Raw genomic sequence first — 15,055 nt, forward strand, 5'->3', positions numbered from 1 at the left:
CTGCCCTCCCCACATCCCCCACTATCGGCAGCACTGATCGTGAACATGGCCCACAGAGGCTACCGAAGGAGTGTGCAGTGACGGATCTGAAAAGCTGGCAACGTCTGGCTGAAAATCAACGTTTGATCGACACCGCCTTGATCGCGGGCAAGCCCCGACAGGCACAGAGTGGTGAGACCTTCGCGGTGATCAACCCGGCCACCAACGCCCTGCTGGCCAATGTTGCCGCGTGCTCGGATGCCGATGTCGATGCCGCCGTGCGCGCCGCGCGCAACAGTTTCACAAGCGGCCCGTGGGCGCGCATGCAACCCCGTGAACGCAAGGCGATTCTGCTGCGTCTGTCGGCATTGATCCTGGAGCATCGCGAAGAATTGGCGCTGCTCGACTCGCTGAGCATGGGCAAGCCGGTGATGGACGCCTACAGCATCGACGTACCCGGCGCCGCCCAGGTGTTCGCCTGGTACGCCGAAAGCCTCGACAAACTGTACGATCAGGTCGCCCCCACCGGCCCCGGTACGCTGGCGACCATCACCCGCGTGCCACTGGGCGTAATTGCAGCGGTGGTGCCCTGGAACTTCCCGCTGGACATGGCGGCCTGGAAACTCGCCCCTGCCCTCGCCGCCGGCAATAGCGTGATCCTCAAACCTGCTGAACAGTCGCCGTTCTCGGCGCTGCGTCTAGCGGAGTTGGCGCTGGAGGCCGGCGTGCCGGGAGGTGTGTTCAACGTGATCACAGGCCTCGGCGAACAGGCAGGTCGCGCGCTGGGCCTGCACCCGGATGTCGATGCACTGGCATTCACCGGCTCGACTCAGGTAGGCAAATTTTTCATGCAATACGCCGCGCAGTCGAACCTCAAGCAGGTGTGGCTGGAGTGCGGCGGCAAGAGCCCGAATCTGGTGTTCGCCGATTGCCAGGACCTGGACCTGGCTGCCGAGAAAGCCGCGTTCGGCATCTTTTTCAATCAGGGCGAAGTGTGCTCGGCTAACTCGCGGTTGCTGGTAGAGCGCTCGATTCATGATGAGTTCGTCGAGCGTTTGATCGAAAAAGCCAGGCAGTGGCAGCCTGGCGACCCACTGAATCCGGCCAGCAAGACGGGCGCAATCGTCGATGCGAGCCAAGCGGCGCGAGTGATGGACTACATCGGCGAAGCCAGCCGCAGCGGCGCACGTCCGGTCGCAGGCGGCGAGCGGGTGGTGATCAACGGCTCGGACAACTTCATTCAACCCACCCTGTTCACTCACGTTACGCCGGACATGCGTTTGTCCCGGGAAGAGGTGTTTGGCCCGGTGCTGGCGATTACTGCGTTCGACGATGAGGATCAGGCGGTGCAAATGGCCAACGATCACATTTATGGGCTGGCGGCCTCGGTGTGGAGCGACGACCTCAACCGCGCGCATCGTGTGGCCGCTCGTTTGAATGCCGGTACGGTCTCGGTGAACACGGTGGATGCGCTGGACGTCTGCGTGCCGTTCGGCGGCGGCAAGCAATCCGGGTTCGGGCGCGATCTGTCGCTGCATTCATTCGACAAATACACCCAGCTCAAGACCACCTGGTTCCAGTTGCGCTGAGGCGTTGGCATGGAACTTGAGCATGCCCTTGAAACGTGAACCTGAAACGTGAACCTGCAGCACGCCCAGGCGGCAGTGTCGAGGTTGGGTCAGCCACGATTTTCCCCGCAGAAAAATTCATGCCTCGGCATTCTTGCCAGGGCGCTACGTGAGTAATCAAGCATGAATAACAACGACTCCAGAGCGGCAACCCTCGAGCTGAGCACCATCCAGCCGATCGCCCTCGACCAGCGCCATGGCCGCGCTCGCGACCTGTTCACCATCTGGTTCGGCTCCAACATCATGTTGCTGACCGTGGTCACCGGCGCCCTGGCGGTGACAGTGTTCAAGCTGCCGTTCATGAGCGCAATGATCGCACTGATCCTCGGTAACCTGATCGGCGGGATCTTCATGGCCCTGCATTCGGCGCAGGGCCCGCAACTGGGCGTGCCGCAGATGGTCCAGACCCGGGGGCAGTTCGGCTCCTACGGCTCGCTGCTGGTGGTCGCGCTGGTGGTGGTCATGTACCTGGGCTTCTTCGCCTCCAATCTGGTGCTCGGCGGGCAGTCGCTGCACAGCCAATATCCGCTGTTCAGCACCAACCAGGGCATCGTGCTGGTGGGGCTGATCAGTGTGGTGGCGACGGTGTTCGGCTATCGCCTGATCCACGCCTACACCCGCGTGATGTCGTACCTGTCCGGTGCGATTCTGCTGCTGTGCTTCGTCTGGATCGTTGCCGTGCATGGCCTGCCCGCGGACTTTTTGCAGCGTAACGAAACCAACCTCGCCGGCTTTCTGGGAACGCTGTCGATCGCTGCGCTGTGGCAACTGGCGTATGCGCCCTATGTCTCCGACTACTCGCGCTACATGCCGGCGGATACCGGCGGCAAGGCGGCGTTCTGGTCAAGCTACTGGGGTTGCTGCCTGGGTTCGATCCTGCCGATGGCGCTGGGGGTGATCGTCGGCCTGAGTGTCGAAGGCGACATCATTGCCGGGCTGATCGAAATGACCGGCAGCATCGCCACCCTGGTGGTCGCCGTGTTCTCCATCGGCATCGCCGCCACCAACGCGATGAACCTGTATTGCGGCACCCTTTCGGCGATCACAGTCGGCCAGACGCTGGTGCCGAAATGGTCAGCCGGCGCCCTCTCCCGCGCGATCACCGCGCTGGTGCTGTTCTCGATTTCGCTGGCGCTGGCATTGCTGGGGCAGGACGACTTCATGGCCAACTACACCAACTTCATTCTGTTGCTGTTGTACGTGCTGGTGCCGTGGACTGCGATCAACCTGGTGGACTATTACCTGGTCGCCCACGGCAGCTACGACGTAGCCTCGTTTTTCCGTCGCGACGGCGGGATCTATGGCTATTTCAACTGGACAGCGGTGGGCTGCTACGTGCTGGGCATTCTGGTGCAGATCCCGTTCATGGCCACCGAGCTGTACACCGGCGTCATCGCCAAAGCCATGGGCGGCGCGGACGTGTCGTGGATCGTCGGCCTGGTGGTGATCTCGCCGGTTTACTACCTGGCCAGCCGTCGCCGCAACCGCATCCGCGGCCACAAGCAAGCGCTGGGCACTCTGGGGAGAAACGCATGAAAACCGATTACGACTACATCATCGTCGGTGCCGGCTCTTCAGGCTGCGTGCTGGCGAATCGTCTGAGCGCCGACCCTGCTGTCAGCGTCTGCCTGATCGAAGCCGGCAGTCATGATAACAGCCTGCGCATCCAGACGCCCGCCGGGACCATCACGCTGTACAAAAGCAGGAAGTACAGCTGGAATTTCTTCTCGGCGCCGCAGAAGAACCTCAACGGCCGCTCGCTGCACACCCCGCGTGGCAAGGCGCTGGGCGGCTCCAGCTCGATGAACAGCATGATCTACATTCGCGGCCACGCCAGCGACTACGACCGCTGGGCGCAGGCCGGCTGCGCTGGCTGGGACTGGAACAGCGTGCTGCCGTACTTCAAGAAGTCCGAGAACAACCGGCTTGGCCAGGACCCGCGTCTGCATGGCACGACCGGTGAGCTGAACGTCGAAGCGGCGCGCGATCCCAATCCGGTGTCGAAGCTGTTCGTCAAAGCCGCACAGCGCATCGGCATCCGCACCAACGATGATTTCAACGGCGAGCAGCTCGAGGGCTGTGGGATCTACAACTTGACGCAAAAGGATGCCAAACGACTGTCGAGTTATCGCGCCTTTGTCGCGCCCGTTCTGGACCGCCCCAATCTCACCGTGATCACCGATTGTTCAGTGCAATCGCTGATCCTGGAAGAACGTGTGGCCAAGGGCGTCAGAGTGGTTTCGGACGGTCAAGCGATGGCCTTGAGTGCGCGGCACGAGGTGATTCTTTCGGCGGGGTCATTGGGCAGCCCGAGCCTGCTGCTGGCGTCGGGTATCGGTCCTGAGCAGGAGCTGAAAAACGCCGGCATCAAGGTCGAGCATGACCTGCCCGGCGTTGGCAAGAATCTGCAGGACCACCTCGACGGGCTGATCACCATTCGCTCGAAAAGCCCGTTGACCCTGGGCTTCTCACTGGGCTCGTTGCCGAGCATCGTGCTGTCGCCTTTGCGTTATCTGTTCGGCAAAAAGGGCTGGCTGACCACCAACTATGTCGAGGCTGGCGGCTTTGCGCGTACACCGTTGGCAGATGCGCTGCCCGACGTGCAGTTTCATTTCGTGCCGGGCTACCGCAGCCATCGCGGACGTCTGTTCGAATGGGGTCACGGCTATGCGGTGCACACCTGCGTGCTGCGGCCCAAAAGCATCGGCGAGCTCCGTCTGGATCGCGACGGTAAGCCTGTCATCGACTTCAATTTCCTCTCCGACCCGCAAGACGCCAAGGTGCTGGTGGAGGGCCTGAAACTGGCGCGCAGGATTCTCGCCGACCAGCAGTTCGATGGCATTCGTGGCAAGGAAATGCTCCCCGGCGCCGAGGTGCAGACCGACGAACAACTGATGGCCTACGTGCGCGAATACGCCGCCACGGTGTTCCACCCGGTGGGCACCTGCAAGATGGGCGTCGATGCCATGAGCGTGGTCGGGGCTGATCTGACGGTGCATGGCATACAGGGCCTGCGTGTGGTCGACGCCTCGATCATGCCGACCCTGATCAGCGGCAACACCAACGCGCCGTGCATCATGATTGGCGAGAAGGCGGCTGACATGATTTTGCGGGCTCATGCATTCACCCCTGGGAGCGAGCGTGCTCGCGAACAGGCCGGTCAACTCGCTGCACCTTCAGCACCTGAAAGTCAGCTTTCGTGAGCACCCTCACTCCCACAGATGAATCTGCCTCACCGCCGGTGGTGGATTCGGGATCGCAGCCGCCAGCAAGCCGGACTGCTCCAGGGTAAGTGCAACACCGCTGACCTATGAAACGCCGCTTTTCTGCACCGGGAAGCGGCGTTTTTATTGTCCGCGCCCCAGCTTCGAACACGTTTTAGCCCCCGTTTCCCACCCCAGTTTTTTCCTCATCAGGGACCACATATTTACTAATTTTCCTATCCCCCGACATCGGCCAACATCACTTCGCCCCACAGAGGCAAAAGGTCCGTCAGAGGCCACGAGCGGTTTTGTTTTTGGCGTCTAGCCCCACTGCCCCGAGAAATATTCGAATTAAAAAACCACCATTCCGGGAGTGCTCCATGATCAAGTCTTTCGTATCGCGCTGCGTGCGTCCGCTGGCCCTGACTGCAATCGCTGCCGGCGTTGCCAGCGGGGCCCAGGCCGGCACGCTGTCCATCGGTCACACCACCTGGGTGGGCTACGGCACCCTGTATCTGGCCAAAGACCTGGGCTACTTCAAGGACCAGGGCCTGACCGTCGAGTTGCCGACCATCGAAGAAGCCTCGATGTACATGGCCGCCCAAGCCTCGGGCAAGTTGTCCGGTTCGGCCTCGACCCTCGATGAAATCCTCAAATACCGCCCGCAATTCTGCTTCAAGGCCGTCGCGGCGCTGGATGAAAGTTATGGCGGCGACGGCGTGCTGGTGGGCAAGGACGTCAACAGCCTGCAGGACCTCAAAGGCAAATCCGTGGCCGTCAACGAGGGGTCGGTCTCGCAGTTCTGGCTCAACTATCTGCTGAAGAACGCCGGCATGAAGATGAGCGACCTGACCATCCAGAACATGACCGCTGACGACGCCGCCACCGCCTTCATCGCCGGCCGCGTGCCGGCTGCCGTGACCTGGGAACCGCACCTGACAACCGTGCGCAACAAGCAGCAAGGCAAGGTGCTGGTCGACAGCAGCTCGACACCCGGTGTGATCGTCGATGTGGTGGCCCTGAGCTGCGATGTAGTCGACAAGCAACAGGCTGACGTCAAGGCACTGGTCGCAGGTCTCTACAAGGCCGTGCAGTACACCCAGGATCATCCGAAGGAAGCCTATGCGATCATGGCCAAGGGCGTGGGTGGTTATCTCGCTGACCCGGCCGAGCTGGAATCCGCGGCCAAGGGCGTGCGTTTCTACGACCAGGCCATGAGCGAAAAACTGCTAGGCAGCAACGGCAGCACCGGCGATGCGGCGGCCGTGATCAAGCTGGCCAACGAAACTGCCAGCGAGTTGCAGGGCAAGCCATACAACGTGAGCTACAGCGACCTGATCGACAACCGCTTCATCAGCCCGAAATAAATCAGGAGCACGTCATGTCCAAGCGCAATTCGTGGCTGAACCGCTGCCTCACGCCCAAGACCAGTCTGCCGGCGCAGGTGATCTGGAGCGCCAGCGGCCTGGCGTGGGTGTTGTTGATCGGTCTGTGGGCCTCGCTCTCTTATGGCGGCGTGGTGCCGGCGATGTTTTTGCCGACGCCGGGTGCGGTGTTCGATGCCGCAATGCGCCTGGCCCGTGACGGCACCCTCGGCCCGCATGTGTGGGCCAGTGTGGAAGTGGTGATGGTCGGCTTCGTGATCTCTTCGGTGGTCGCGGTGCCGATCGGCTTGATGATGGGCAGCTTCCGGGTAGTCCAGGCATTCCTCGAGCCGCTGGTCAACTTCATCCGTTATTTGCCGGTCACCTCGTTCGTGCCGCTGTTCATCCTGTGGATCGGCATCGGTCTGGAGCAGCGAGTGTCGATCATCATCTTCGGCGTGTTCTTCCAGCAACTGGTAATGATCGCCGACGTGTCCAAGGGCATTTCCAAGGACCTGATCAATGCCTCGTACACCCTGGGCTCCACGCGCCGCGACGCGGTGCTGCACGTCATCGCGCCAGCCTCGTTGCCCGGCGTGCTCGACACCCTGCGCGTGACCATGGGCTGGGCCTGGACCTATCTGGTGGTGGCCGAGTTGGTCGCGGCCTCCAGCGGCCTGGGCTACCTGAGTCTGAAGGCCATGCGTGGCTTTCAGGTCGATGTGATTTTTCTGGCGATCGCCGTCATCGGCCTGCTGGGCCTGATCACCGATCAACTTTTCAGATTCCTCCGCTTGAAGGTGGCCGCATGGGCTCAGTAAACGCAAGCTCCCCAACCCCGCTACGGACAGCTCCGGCGATGACGCCTGTCGCTGCGACAGCCACACCGCGTCTGCGCGTCGACAACGTCACCCTGCAATACAAGACTCCGTCGGGTGGCACGTTCACCGCGCTGGACAAGGTTTCTTTCGAAGTGCCCGACCAGCAATTCGCGGTGCTGGTCGGCCCTTCGGGTTGCGGCAAGTCCAGCCTGCTGTACCTCACCGCGGGCCTGGCCGAGCCAACCTCGGGCGATATCTACGTTGGCGGTCAGCAAGTCGATGGGCCCGGTGCCGATCGCGGCATGGTATTTCAGGGCTACACGCTGTTCCCCTGGCTGACCGTGCGCAAGAACATCGAATTCGGTCTCAAGCGTCGTGGCATGCCCGCCGCCGAGCGCAAGGAAATCGTCGAGTTCTACCTTAACGAAGTCGGCCTGCGACGCTTTGCCGACAATTACTCCAAGCAGCTCTCCGGCGGGATGATGCAGCGCGTGGCGATTGCCCGGGCGCTGGCCAACGACCCGCAGATTCTGCTGATGGACGAGCCCTTCGGCGCACTGGACAGCCAGACCCGTTTGCAGATGCAGCAGCTGCTGCTCAAGGTCTGGGAACACAGCAAGAAAACCGTGCTGTTCGTGACCCACGACATCGACGAGGCGATCCTGCTGGGCGACCGCATCTTCGTCATGGGCGCACGCCCCGGGCGGATCAAGGAAGTGCTCGACGTGCCCATCGGCCGCCCGCGCAACCTGGACATGGTCATGGACCCGGAATTCATTCGCATGAAGCGCAATATCTTTCATCAGCTGCACGACGGGCCGGACGATCACGCCGACTGAGGGTTCGGTGAGCGCCAATGAGGGTGCTAGAGTGCGTAACTGCGCACATCACCTCCTCACTGCTTACCGGAGATACATCGGATGAAAATCGGTTTCCTGGGTCTTGGCAACATGGGGCAGGCCATTGCGGCCAATCTGTTGAAAGGTGGGCACGAACTGTTGGTCTGGAATCGCTCGCCTCAAGCCGCTGAGCCGTTGGTCGAACTCGGCGCCAAAGCGGTTTCAGAGCCAGCACAGGCGTTCGCCGCCGACGTAGTGTTCAGCATGCTCGCCGATGACAAGGCGTTGCGTTCGGTAGTGGTGGATTCCGGGCTGTTGAAGCAGCTCAAGGCGCCGCTGATCCACGTCAACATGGCGACCATTTCGGTGGCCTTCGCCGATGAACTGGCCGATCTGCACGAGGCCCAGGGTGTGGAGTACATTGCCGCACCGGTGTTGGGTCGACCGAATGTCGCGGCAGCAGCTCAGTTGAACATTCTGGCGGCCGGCCCCGAGCAGGCGCTCGGCAAGGTGCAGCCATTGTTCGATCTGATCGGTCGCACGACCTGGCCGCTGGGCAGCAAGGCGTCGGCGGCCAACGCGATGAAGCTGGCGGCCAACTTTCTTATCGTCTCGGCAGTGCAGGCGGTGAGCGAAGCGGCGGTGCTGGTCACCCGTCACGGTCTGGCGTCGAAGGATCTGGTGGACCTGATGTCGAACACCATCTTCCCCGGCCCGGTGTATGCGGGTTACGGCGGTTTGATCGGCGAACGCCGTTACGAACCGGCAGCGTTCAAGGCGGTGTTGGGTCTCAAGGATGTCGAGCTGGTACTCGCGGCGGCCAGTCAGGTTTCAATAGAAATGCCCACCGCCGAACGGGTCCGCGCCAACCTGCAGGACGCGGTCGAACGCGGCCAGGGCGAGATGGATCTGGCGGTGTTGGCCGAGGTGGAAGAAAGGCGCAACCCGAGATGATCGGGGCGGCCCGACCTCCGAGCTGGCAAAGGTTTGCTGTCGGTCGCGCATCTTCAGCCTGACGCTAACCCTGTGCAGACTGTGTGGAAGACGTCGGAGGCGACGACAGCAGCGAACAGGTCTGCGTGAATTGTGGACATGTCGCCCAGCTAACTCTCCAGATCATCCCAATACGGCGGCGAACCGATTGCCTCGATAAAGTAATCCCACACCGCTCTGGTCTTCTGCGAACGCAGGCGGTTCTCCGGTGACAGCAGGTAGATCTGGCTCTGCACCTGCTCCACCGAACCGCCCCACTCCGGCATCAGCCTGACCAGTTTGTGTTGGGCAAAACTGGCCTTGCTGAACAGCCATGCAGGGAACAGCACAATCCCTCGCCCAGCCAGCGTCGCCTCCACCAACACCTGAGCGTTGTTGCTGCGCAGAGGTCCATTGACGTCGATGATTTCCAGCGTGCCGGTCTGCGGATGGCGGAAATGCCAGCGCTGGGCCCCGCCCGAGCCTTTGTAGACCAGGCAACAGTGGTTGTGCAGATCCTGCGGGGTGGTCGGCTCGCCATACTTTTGCAAATATGCGGGGCTTGCGCAGAGCACATGCTGCTGGTCACAAAGCTTGCGACCGATCAGCCCCGAATCCTCCATGTGCCCGACGCGGAAGGTGATGTCGGCGCCCTCCTGGACCGGATCGATATAGGCATCGGTGACGGTCAGCTCGACCGTCAATCCCGGGTATTGCTCGTACAGCCCGTTCAACAGATTGACGATGTGCAGATGGCCCAGGGCGACCGGCGCGTTGATTCGCACCAGTCCACGGATCTCCGCGCCCTTGCCGGTGACTTCCTCGTCCGCGGCATCCAGCAACTCGAGTACTTCGCGGATTTGCAGATAGTAACGCTCGCCAGCCTCTGTCAGTTTCACAGCGCGGGTATTGCGATACAGCAGCTGCTGTCCAACCTCGCGTTCCAGGGCTGCGATAAAGCGCGAAACCGACGATGCCGGAACCTGAAAATGCCGCGCCGTCGCGGAGAAGCTACCGGTCACTGCGACCATGGCGAAGAATCTGTGGGCCTTGAGGTGCATCAAAATGCCTCGTCTTGATTGCTGAAATCGCAATGGTCTTTTGCTAATGCGGTGCATTGTGGCTGCTTCAGCAAGCTCCTACCATCGCTGCATCTTTCACGATGGCTTTGCCGCTGACGCAATCGAGCGCAACGGGACCTGCCTTCCGCACACGAGACTTTTCGATGATCAATCTATTCGAGCGCTACGAGCTCAAAGGCCTGAGGCTGAGCAACCGCTTCGTCATGGCCCCGATGACCCGCTCCCGCGCGCCAGTCGATATCGCCACCGAACAGATAGCCCTGCATTACACCCAGCGCGGCACGGCGGGCTTGATCGTTTCCGAAGGCACGCCGATTTCCCGCGAGGGCCAGGGGTATCTGTTCAATCCGGGGATCTTCACCGCCGAACAAATCAAGGGCTGGAAGCTGGTGACCGACTCGGTGCGCAGCGTCGGCGGCAGGATGTTCGCGCAGCTGTGGCACGTAGGCCGGGTGTCCCACACCTCGATCCAGATCGACGGCAAGGCGCCCGTCAGCTCCACCAACAAACCGGCTCAAGGCGCCGTCGCCTTTGGTTACGACGAAAGCGGCCAGCCTGGCTTCGTGGCAACGTCGACCCCGCGTCCGTTGACCACCGAAGAAGTGGGCCGTGTGGTGGAAGACTTCGCCCAGGCGGCCGAGAACGCCATTGCGGCAGGCTTCGATGGTGTGGAAATCCATGGCGCCAACGGCTATCTGATCGAGCAGTTCCTCAACCCGCTGGTCAACGACCGCACCGACCGCTACTCGGCACGGAACCTGGAAGACCGCCTGCGCTTCGTCTTCGAAGTTGTGGACGCGGTGACCGCGCGAATCGGCGCCGACAAAGTCGGTATTCGCATTTCGCCTTACGGGCAGTTGTTCGATATGCCGATATACCCTGAAATCGACGAGACCTATTCGGCGTTGTGCGCGGGCATGAGCCAACGGGGCATCGCCTACGTCCACGTCATGGACCAGACCCATTTCTTCCTCGCCGCCGCAGGTTCGGACGCTCAAGAGGAAGCGCTGCGTTCGCTGCTCAAGCAGTGCAAGGCCGAGTTGGGCCAGACCGCGCTGATACTTGCCGGAGACATGACCCTGGAACGCGCCCAGGATCTGGTAGATGCCGGCCTGATCGACCTCGCCGCCTTCGGCCAACCGTTCATCGCCAACCCCGACCTGGTCGCCCGCCTGAAAAACGGTTGGCCCCTGACCATCCCTGACCGCGACACCTATTACGGGGGCGATGGAAAAGGGTACGTGGATTACACGCCTTACGAATCGGCCTGAGACCAGCGGCCGGGCCCCGGCAGCACATTCCGAGCATGCGGTGGCATCGGCTTCACCGCGCAGCCTGATTTTGCTGTCGTGCCATATAGAGCATGTGCAGGGTGATCTTGCGCACTTCTTTCTTGCTGATCTCGATATGGCTTTTCAACAACTGCTGGGCCTGTTCCGTGCGGCGTTGAACAATGGCGTTGAGAATCTGCCCATGCTCGGCATAGGTCGCGTCGATACGTGGGGCCTGGGTGAAATCCAGGCGGCGGATGATGCGGATTTTTTCGGTGATGCCCAAGTGCATGCGGGCCATTTCGCCGTTGCCGGCCGCCTCCACCAGCGCACAATGAAAACGCTCATCCAGGGCTGACACCTGCGCCGCGTCCTGCAGCCGCTCCGTTTCGGCAATCAGCCAGGACGTTTTCAACTCGTCGATGACCGCATTACCGACCAGATCCAGCGACCCCAGTCGCGCCACGGCAGCGCTCTCCAGAACGATGCGCACGTCGTAGAGCTCTTCGAAATAATTGAAATCGAACGCCCTCACCCGCCATCCGCTGCGGAAATACACCTCCAGATAGCCTTCGCGCTCCAGCCGGTACAACGCCTGACGCACTGGCGTACGGCTGGCCGCCACCCGCTCGGCCACCTCGTTTTCACTGAACCGATCGCCGGGCAGCAGGCGGAACTCGAAGATGTCGTCCTTGAGCTGCTGATAAATGCGCTCGACCATGTTGTCCGGGCGATCCTTGGGCTTTTTCGAATGAGCGATCTGCATACGTTCTATCCGGCTAAACATTCAGGGACCGATCAGGCTTTTTTCAGGCTGGCGATGTAAGCGCGCCAGCCGCCGAATGCGGTGATGTCCAGCGCATCGTCGAGCGCCCAGGGTTCGCAGATGAAGCCCTTGACGCTGCGTCCGTCAATCAGCCTGAGGTTGCCGATGCCCAGCGGTGCGGGAATTTCAGCGACGAATTCACCAAAGCGCGCCAGCGGAATGTCCCACAACTCGACGATGATCGACTGCCCGGATTGCGCCTTCGCCAGTCCGGGTTTAGGTGGGACGGTGCCGGGCAGCGCATACAGACGATAGTCGCCTTCGGTCAGGGTCTGTTCGACGAAAACCGCATCACGACTGGTCAGCTGGGCATTCAGCGGCATGCCGGTCAGGTGCGCACCCACAACCGCAACCCGCACGCAGCCCTTCGCTTGACCTTTCACCGCAGGAGGCGCCGGCAACGCACGTCCCGTTGCACCCATCGTCAATCCCAGTTGCGCTTGCCATCGCTTGCCAAAATTTGCCAATGCGGCGTCATGCCAGGCCGGGGCGATCAAGGTAATTCCCGCAGGCAATCCGTCGGCGCGCCACCCCGCCGGCAGCGCCAGGGCCGAGAGGTCCGCCAGGTTGGTGAAGTTGGTGTAGAAACCGAACTGCGAGTTGTACAGCACCGGCTCTTGGGTCATCTCGGCGAGGGTGCGAAGGGTTGCTGAAGTCGGCACCACCATCGCGTCGAACCCGGCCAGTGCATCGTTGATCTGGCGACTCAGCGTCGCCCGCAGGTATTCGGCCTTGTAAGCGTCGCAAGCGCTGTAACCACGCCCGTTCTCGACGATGCCTCGCACCACCGGGTTGATCGCATCCGGGTTGCTTTCGAGCATCGATTCCAGCGCCACCGTACGCTCGGCGACCCAGGGGCCGTTATACAACTGTTCGGCCAGGGTCCTGAACGGGGTGAAGTCGATTCGGGTGATCTCGGCGCCCATCTTGCTGAGGGTCAGCAGCGCCGCTTCATAAACCGTCTGGTTCTGCACATCGCCAAAGAACTCCAGCGTATCGGGCACTGCCAGTTTCACCGCCTGGGCAAAACCCACCGGCGCAGTATTGGGATTGCGCCGGGAATAGGCGTCGCGCGCATCGTAACCTTCGGCGATACCGGCAACGCACTCGGCGTCCTCGACGGTCAAGGCGAACACCGAAACGCAATCCACGGTGCGACACGCCGGGACCAGCCCGGTATTGGGCAGACGCCCCTTGGTCGGCTTCAGCCCGACGATGTTGTTAAAGCCTGCGGGGACGCGACCGGACCCCGCCGTGTCGGTGCCCAGAGAGAACGCCACCAGCCCGCGGGAAACCACCGACGCCGAGCCTGAGCTCGACCCGCCACCGACGTAGTCCGGATTGATGCTGTTGGGCACCGCGCCATAAGGTGAGCGCGTCCCCACCAACCCAGTGGCGAACTGATCGAGGTTGGTCTTGCCCATGAGAATGGCACCGGCCGCGCGCAAACGAGCCAACACCGTCGCGTCGTCGCTGGCGGTATAGGCGAACTCGGGGCACGCAGCGGTAGTGGGCCAGTCGGCCGCATCGATGTTGTCCTTGATCGCGAATGGCACGCCGTACAGCGGCAGCTGGCTCAGATCGCCATTCGCCGCTTCGAGCCGGCTGGCCAGGTGTGCCAGCTGCACGTTGAGTTGGGCTTGGCTAACCAGGGAAATCCAGGCGTTATCCGGTTGGGGATAGGCATCGCGCAGCGCCAGCAGCGCTTGCGGCGTCAGTTCGCGGCTTTGATAGGCGACGAGCCATTCATTAACGGTCAGTCCGAACAGGGGATTGGAGGCGCTGTGCATGGTGAATTCCATCTTGTATCCAAGTTTGGATTCACTCCAAGCAAGACGTGGGCCACGATGACGCCGGCCTTGTAAACCGCCGCTTTGAACGCAGATTGAGATTATTTGAACCCAAGGTAGTGCTCGCCGATGAAGCGCGGCTGCGTGGTTTTGGTGCCGACGAAACGACGCTGACCCACAGTGGCCCAGGCAGCCCGGCAAGCAACGCAGCTCTTTGGCGCGAACCCAGCTGGCATCGACTTCGGCCGGAAAATACCCGCCGGTGACATTAGCGGGATCGCCCCGTTGGCCAGAGGTTCGGACAGGCTTTCACAGGAATTAACGAGTCGGTTCGGGCAATAATCCTGACAACCATATTTAATAGCGCATTGCTATCAACTGTATCCGTTTTGAGACATGCGTCACAAACATTGGATCCGTTGTGTGTTGCAGCCGGAACCAAATGGTCATATCTTCTTCGCGCTGAGCTCTTTGCCCGTTCAGATGATCCTTCGAGAAGCATCCTGAGCAGGCACACAATAAGAACTGAATCGCTCATGCTCGCCGCCTGCCGGAAGTTGTACCCAAAGGAATAGACCCATGAATCCAACCGTTTACAAGCATGTGCCGGTCGATACCGGTCTTGCCATGTACGGCGTCAGTTCCAACGTCCCCAGCGCGACCAACGATGTGAGCAACGTAACGGGTGCCAATACGACAGATCAACGTACGAGCCATACCACCGTCAATGTGGATGTCATCGACGGTGTCGTCTCGGAATACAGACTCAACTGATCAAGAAGGCTGTGCTTTATCTCGCGCAGCCAGCACGTCAATAGCTGCGACAGCCGCGATGTCCAGTGCTGCCCCTGAGCCAGCGTTTAAAAGCCACGACTGACCTTACTTTTGGATGGAGAATGAAAATGTATAAATGGATGCCACGCACTCTGGCGCTTGCCGGGATTACCGTTCTGCTGTCCGCTTGCGGTTCGACGCAGGTCAACATGATCCAGATGCAGACCGAAACGGCAAAAACCCTGGGCTTGGCGTCCTCGGATGAAATCACCGTTTCCAACATCAACTATCAGAAGAAGAACTCGATCGGCGGCTCCCAGCTGACCTACGACGCCACCACCGCCCGTGGTCGTAAGTTCGCCTGCAGCGCTTTCGTCATGGCGGGTCTGACGCCACTGGACGAAGCCGCGTGGACCGACGGCAAATGCACTCAGAAATAACCTGTTAAGTGCATCGGTTGAGCAGCAACGACTGATCGACGCTTGCTTTGGTAGCACTCGGCCCGC

13 protein-coding genes are annotated in these 15,055 nt (G+C 61.2%); 10 read left to right on the plus strand and 3 right to left on the minus strand.

The window, feature by feature from the left end:
• The first annotated feature begins 77 nt into the window (after positions 1–77).
• The 7 genes from CE491_RS11210 to CE491_RS11240 all read left to right on the plus strand — a co-directional run bounded on the left by CE491_RS11210 (position 78) and on the right by CE491_RS11240 (position 8,788).
• The gene (locus CE491_RS11210) at positions 78–1,568 is read left to right on the plus strand and encodes an aldehyde dehydrogenase (protein WP_110948415.1); all 1,491 of its coding nucleotides are present in this window, start codon (positions 78–80) and stop codon (positions 1,566–1,568) included.
• A gap of 162 nt (positions 1,569–1,730) precedes the next feature.
• The gene (locus CE491_RS11215) at positions 1,731–3,143 is read left to right on the plus strand and encodes a purine-cytosine permease family protein (protein WP_110948416.1); all 1,413 of its coding nucleotides are present in this window, start codon (positions 1,731–1,733) and stop codon (positions 3,141–3,143) included.
• A complete protein-coding gene (locus tag CE491_RS11220; protein ID WP_110948417.1) occupies positions 3,140–4,810 on the plus strand; it encodes a GMC family oxidoreductase in 1,671 nt (556 codons plus the stop codon). The genes CE491_RS11215 and CE491_RS11220 overlap by 4 nt, the downstream gene beginning before the upstream one ends.
• Before the next feature lie 380 nt (positions 4,811–5,190).
• Positions 5,191–6,177: an ABC transporter substrate-binding protein gene (locus CE491_RS11225; protein WP_110948418.1), complete on the plus strand. Its 987-nt coding sequence runs from the start codon at positions 5,191–5,193 to the stop codon at positions 6,175–6,177.
• 14 nt (positions 6,178–6,191) lie between these two features.
• Positions 6,192–6,995: an ABC transporter permease gene (locus CE491_RS11230; protein ID WP_110948419.1), complete on the plus strand. Its 804-nt coding sequence runs from the start codon at positions 6,192–6,194 to the stop codon at positions 6,993–6,995.
• Complete coding sequence (locus tag CE491_RS11235) at positions 6,983–7,834, plus strand: ABC transporter ATP-binding protein (RefSeq protein ID WP_110948420.1); 852 nt, start codon at positions 6,983–6,985, stop codon at positions 7,832–7,834. The genes CE491_RS11230 and CE491_RS11235 overlap by 13 nt, the downstream gene beginning before the upstream one ends.
• 72 nt (positions 7,835–7,906) lie before the next feature.
• Positions 7,907–8,788: an NAD(P)-dependent oxidoreductase gene (locus CE491_RS11240; protein WP_267894484.1), complete on the plus strand. Its 882-nt coding sequence runs from the start codon at positions 7,907–7,909 to the stop codon at positions 8,786–8,788.
• Between the two features lie 149 nt (positions 8,789–8,937).
• Here the strand turns inward: CE491_RS11240 and CE491_RS11245 are convergent, their stop codons facing one another.
• Positions 8,938–9,867, minus strand: coding sequence for a LysR family transcriptional regulator (locus tag CE491_RS11245; protein WP_110948422.1), 930 nt, complete (start codon positions 9,865–9,867; stop codon positions 8,938–8,940).
• 164 nt (positions 9,868–10,031) lie between these two features.
• On the opposite strand from CE491_RS11245, the gene CE491_RS11250 reads away from it, so the two are divergent.
• Complete coding sequence (locus CE491_RS11250; protein WP_110948423.1) at positions 10,032–11,159, plus strand: alkene reductase; 1,128 nt, start codon at positions 10,032–10,034, stop codon at positions 11,157–11,159.
• Positions 11,160–11,211: 52 nt separating this feature from the next.
• Here CE491_RS11250 and CE491_RS11255 read toward each other — a convergent pair whose 3' ends face one another.
• Entirely contained in the window at positions 11,212–11,925 is a 714-nt protein-coding gene (locus CE491_RS11255; RefSeq protein ID WP_110948424.1) for a GntR family transcriptional regulator, read from the minus strand.
• 32 nt (positions 11,926–11,957) lie between these two features.
• The gene (atzF, locus tag CE491_RS11260; protein WP_110948459.1) at positions 11,958–13,775 is read right to left on the minus strand and encodes an allophanate hydrolase; all 1,818 of its coding nucleotides are present in this window, start codon (positions 13,773–13,775) and stop codon (positions 11,958–11,960) included.
• Positions 13,776–14,354: 579 nt separating this feature from the next.
• Here atzF and CE491_RS11265 point away from each other — a divergent pair.
• Together CE491_RS11265 and CE491_RS11270 are read left to right on the plus strand one after the other, a co-directional pair.
• On the plus strand, positions 14,355–14,549 hold the full coding sequence (locus tag CE491_RS11265; RefSeq protein WP_110948425.1) for a hypothetical protein: 195 nt from the start codon (positions 14,355–14,357) through the stop codon (positions 14,547–14,549).
• 128 nt (positions 14,550–14,677) lie between these two features.
• Positions 14,678–14,989: a hypothetical protein gene (locus CE491_RS11270; RefSeq protein WP_110948426.1), complete on the plus strand. Its 312-nt coding sequence runs from the start codon at positions 14,678–14,680 to the stop codon at positions 14,987–14,989.
• The last annotated feature ends 66 nt before the right edge of the window (positions 14,990–15,055 follow it).

It is taken from the genome of Pseudomonas bohemica (genome assembly GCF_002934685.1).
GTDB lineage: Bacteria > Pseudomonadota > Gammaproteobacteria > Pseudomonadales > Pseudomonadaceae > Aquipseudomonas > Aquipseudomonas bohemica.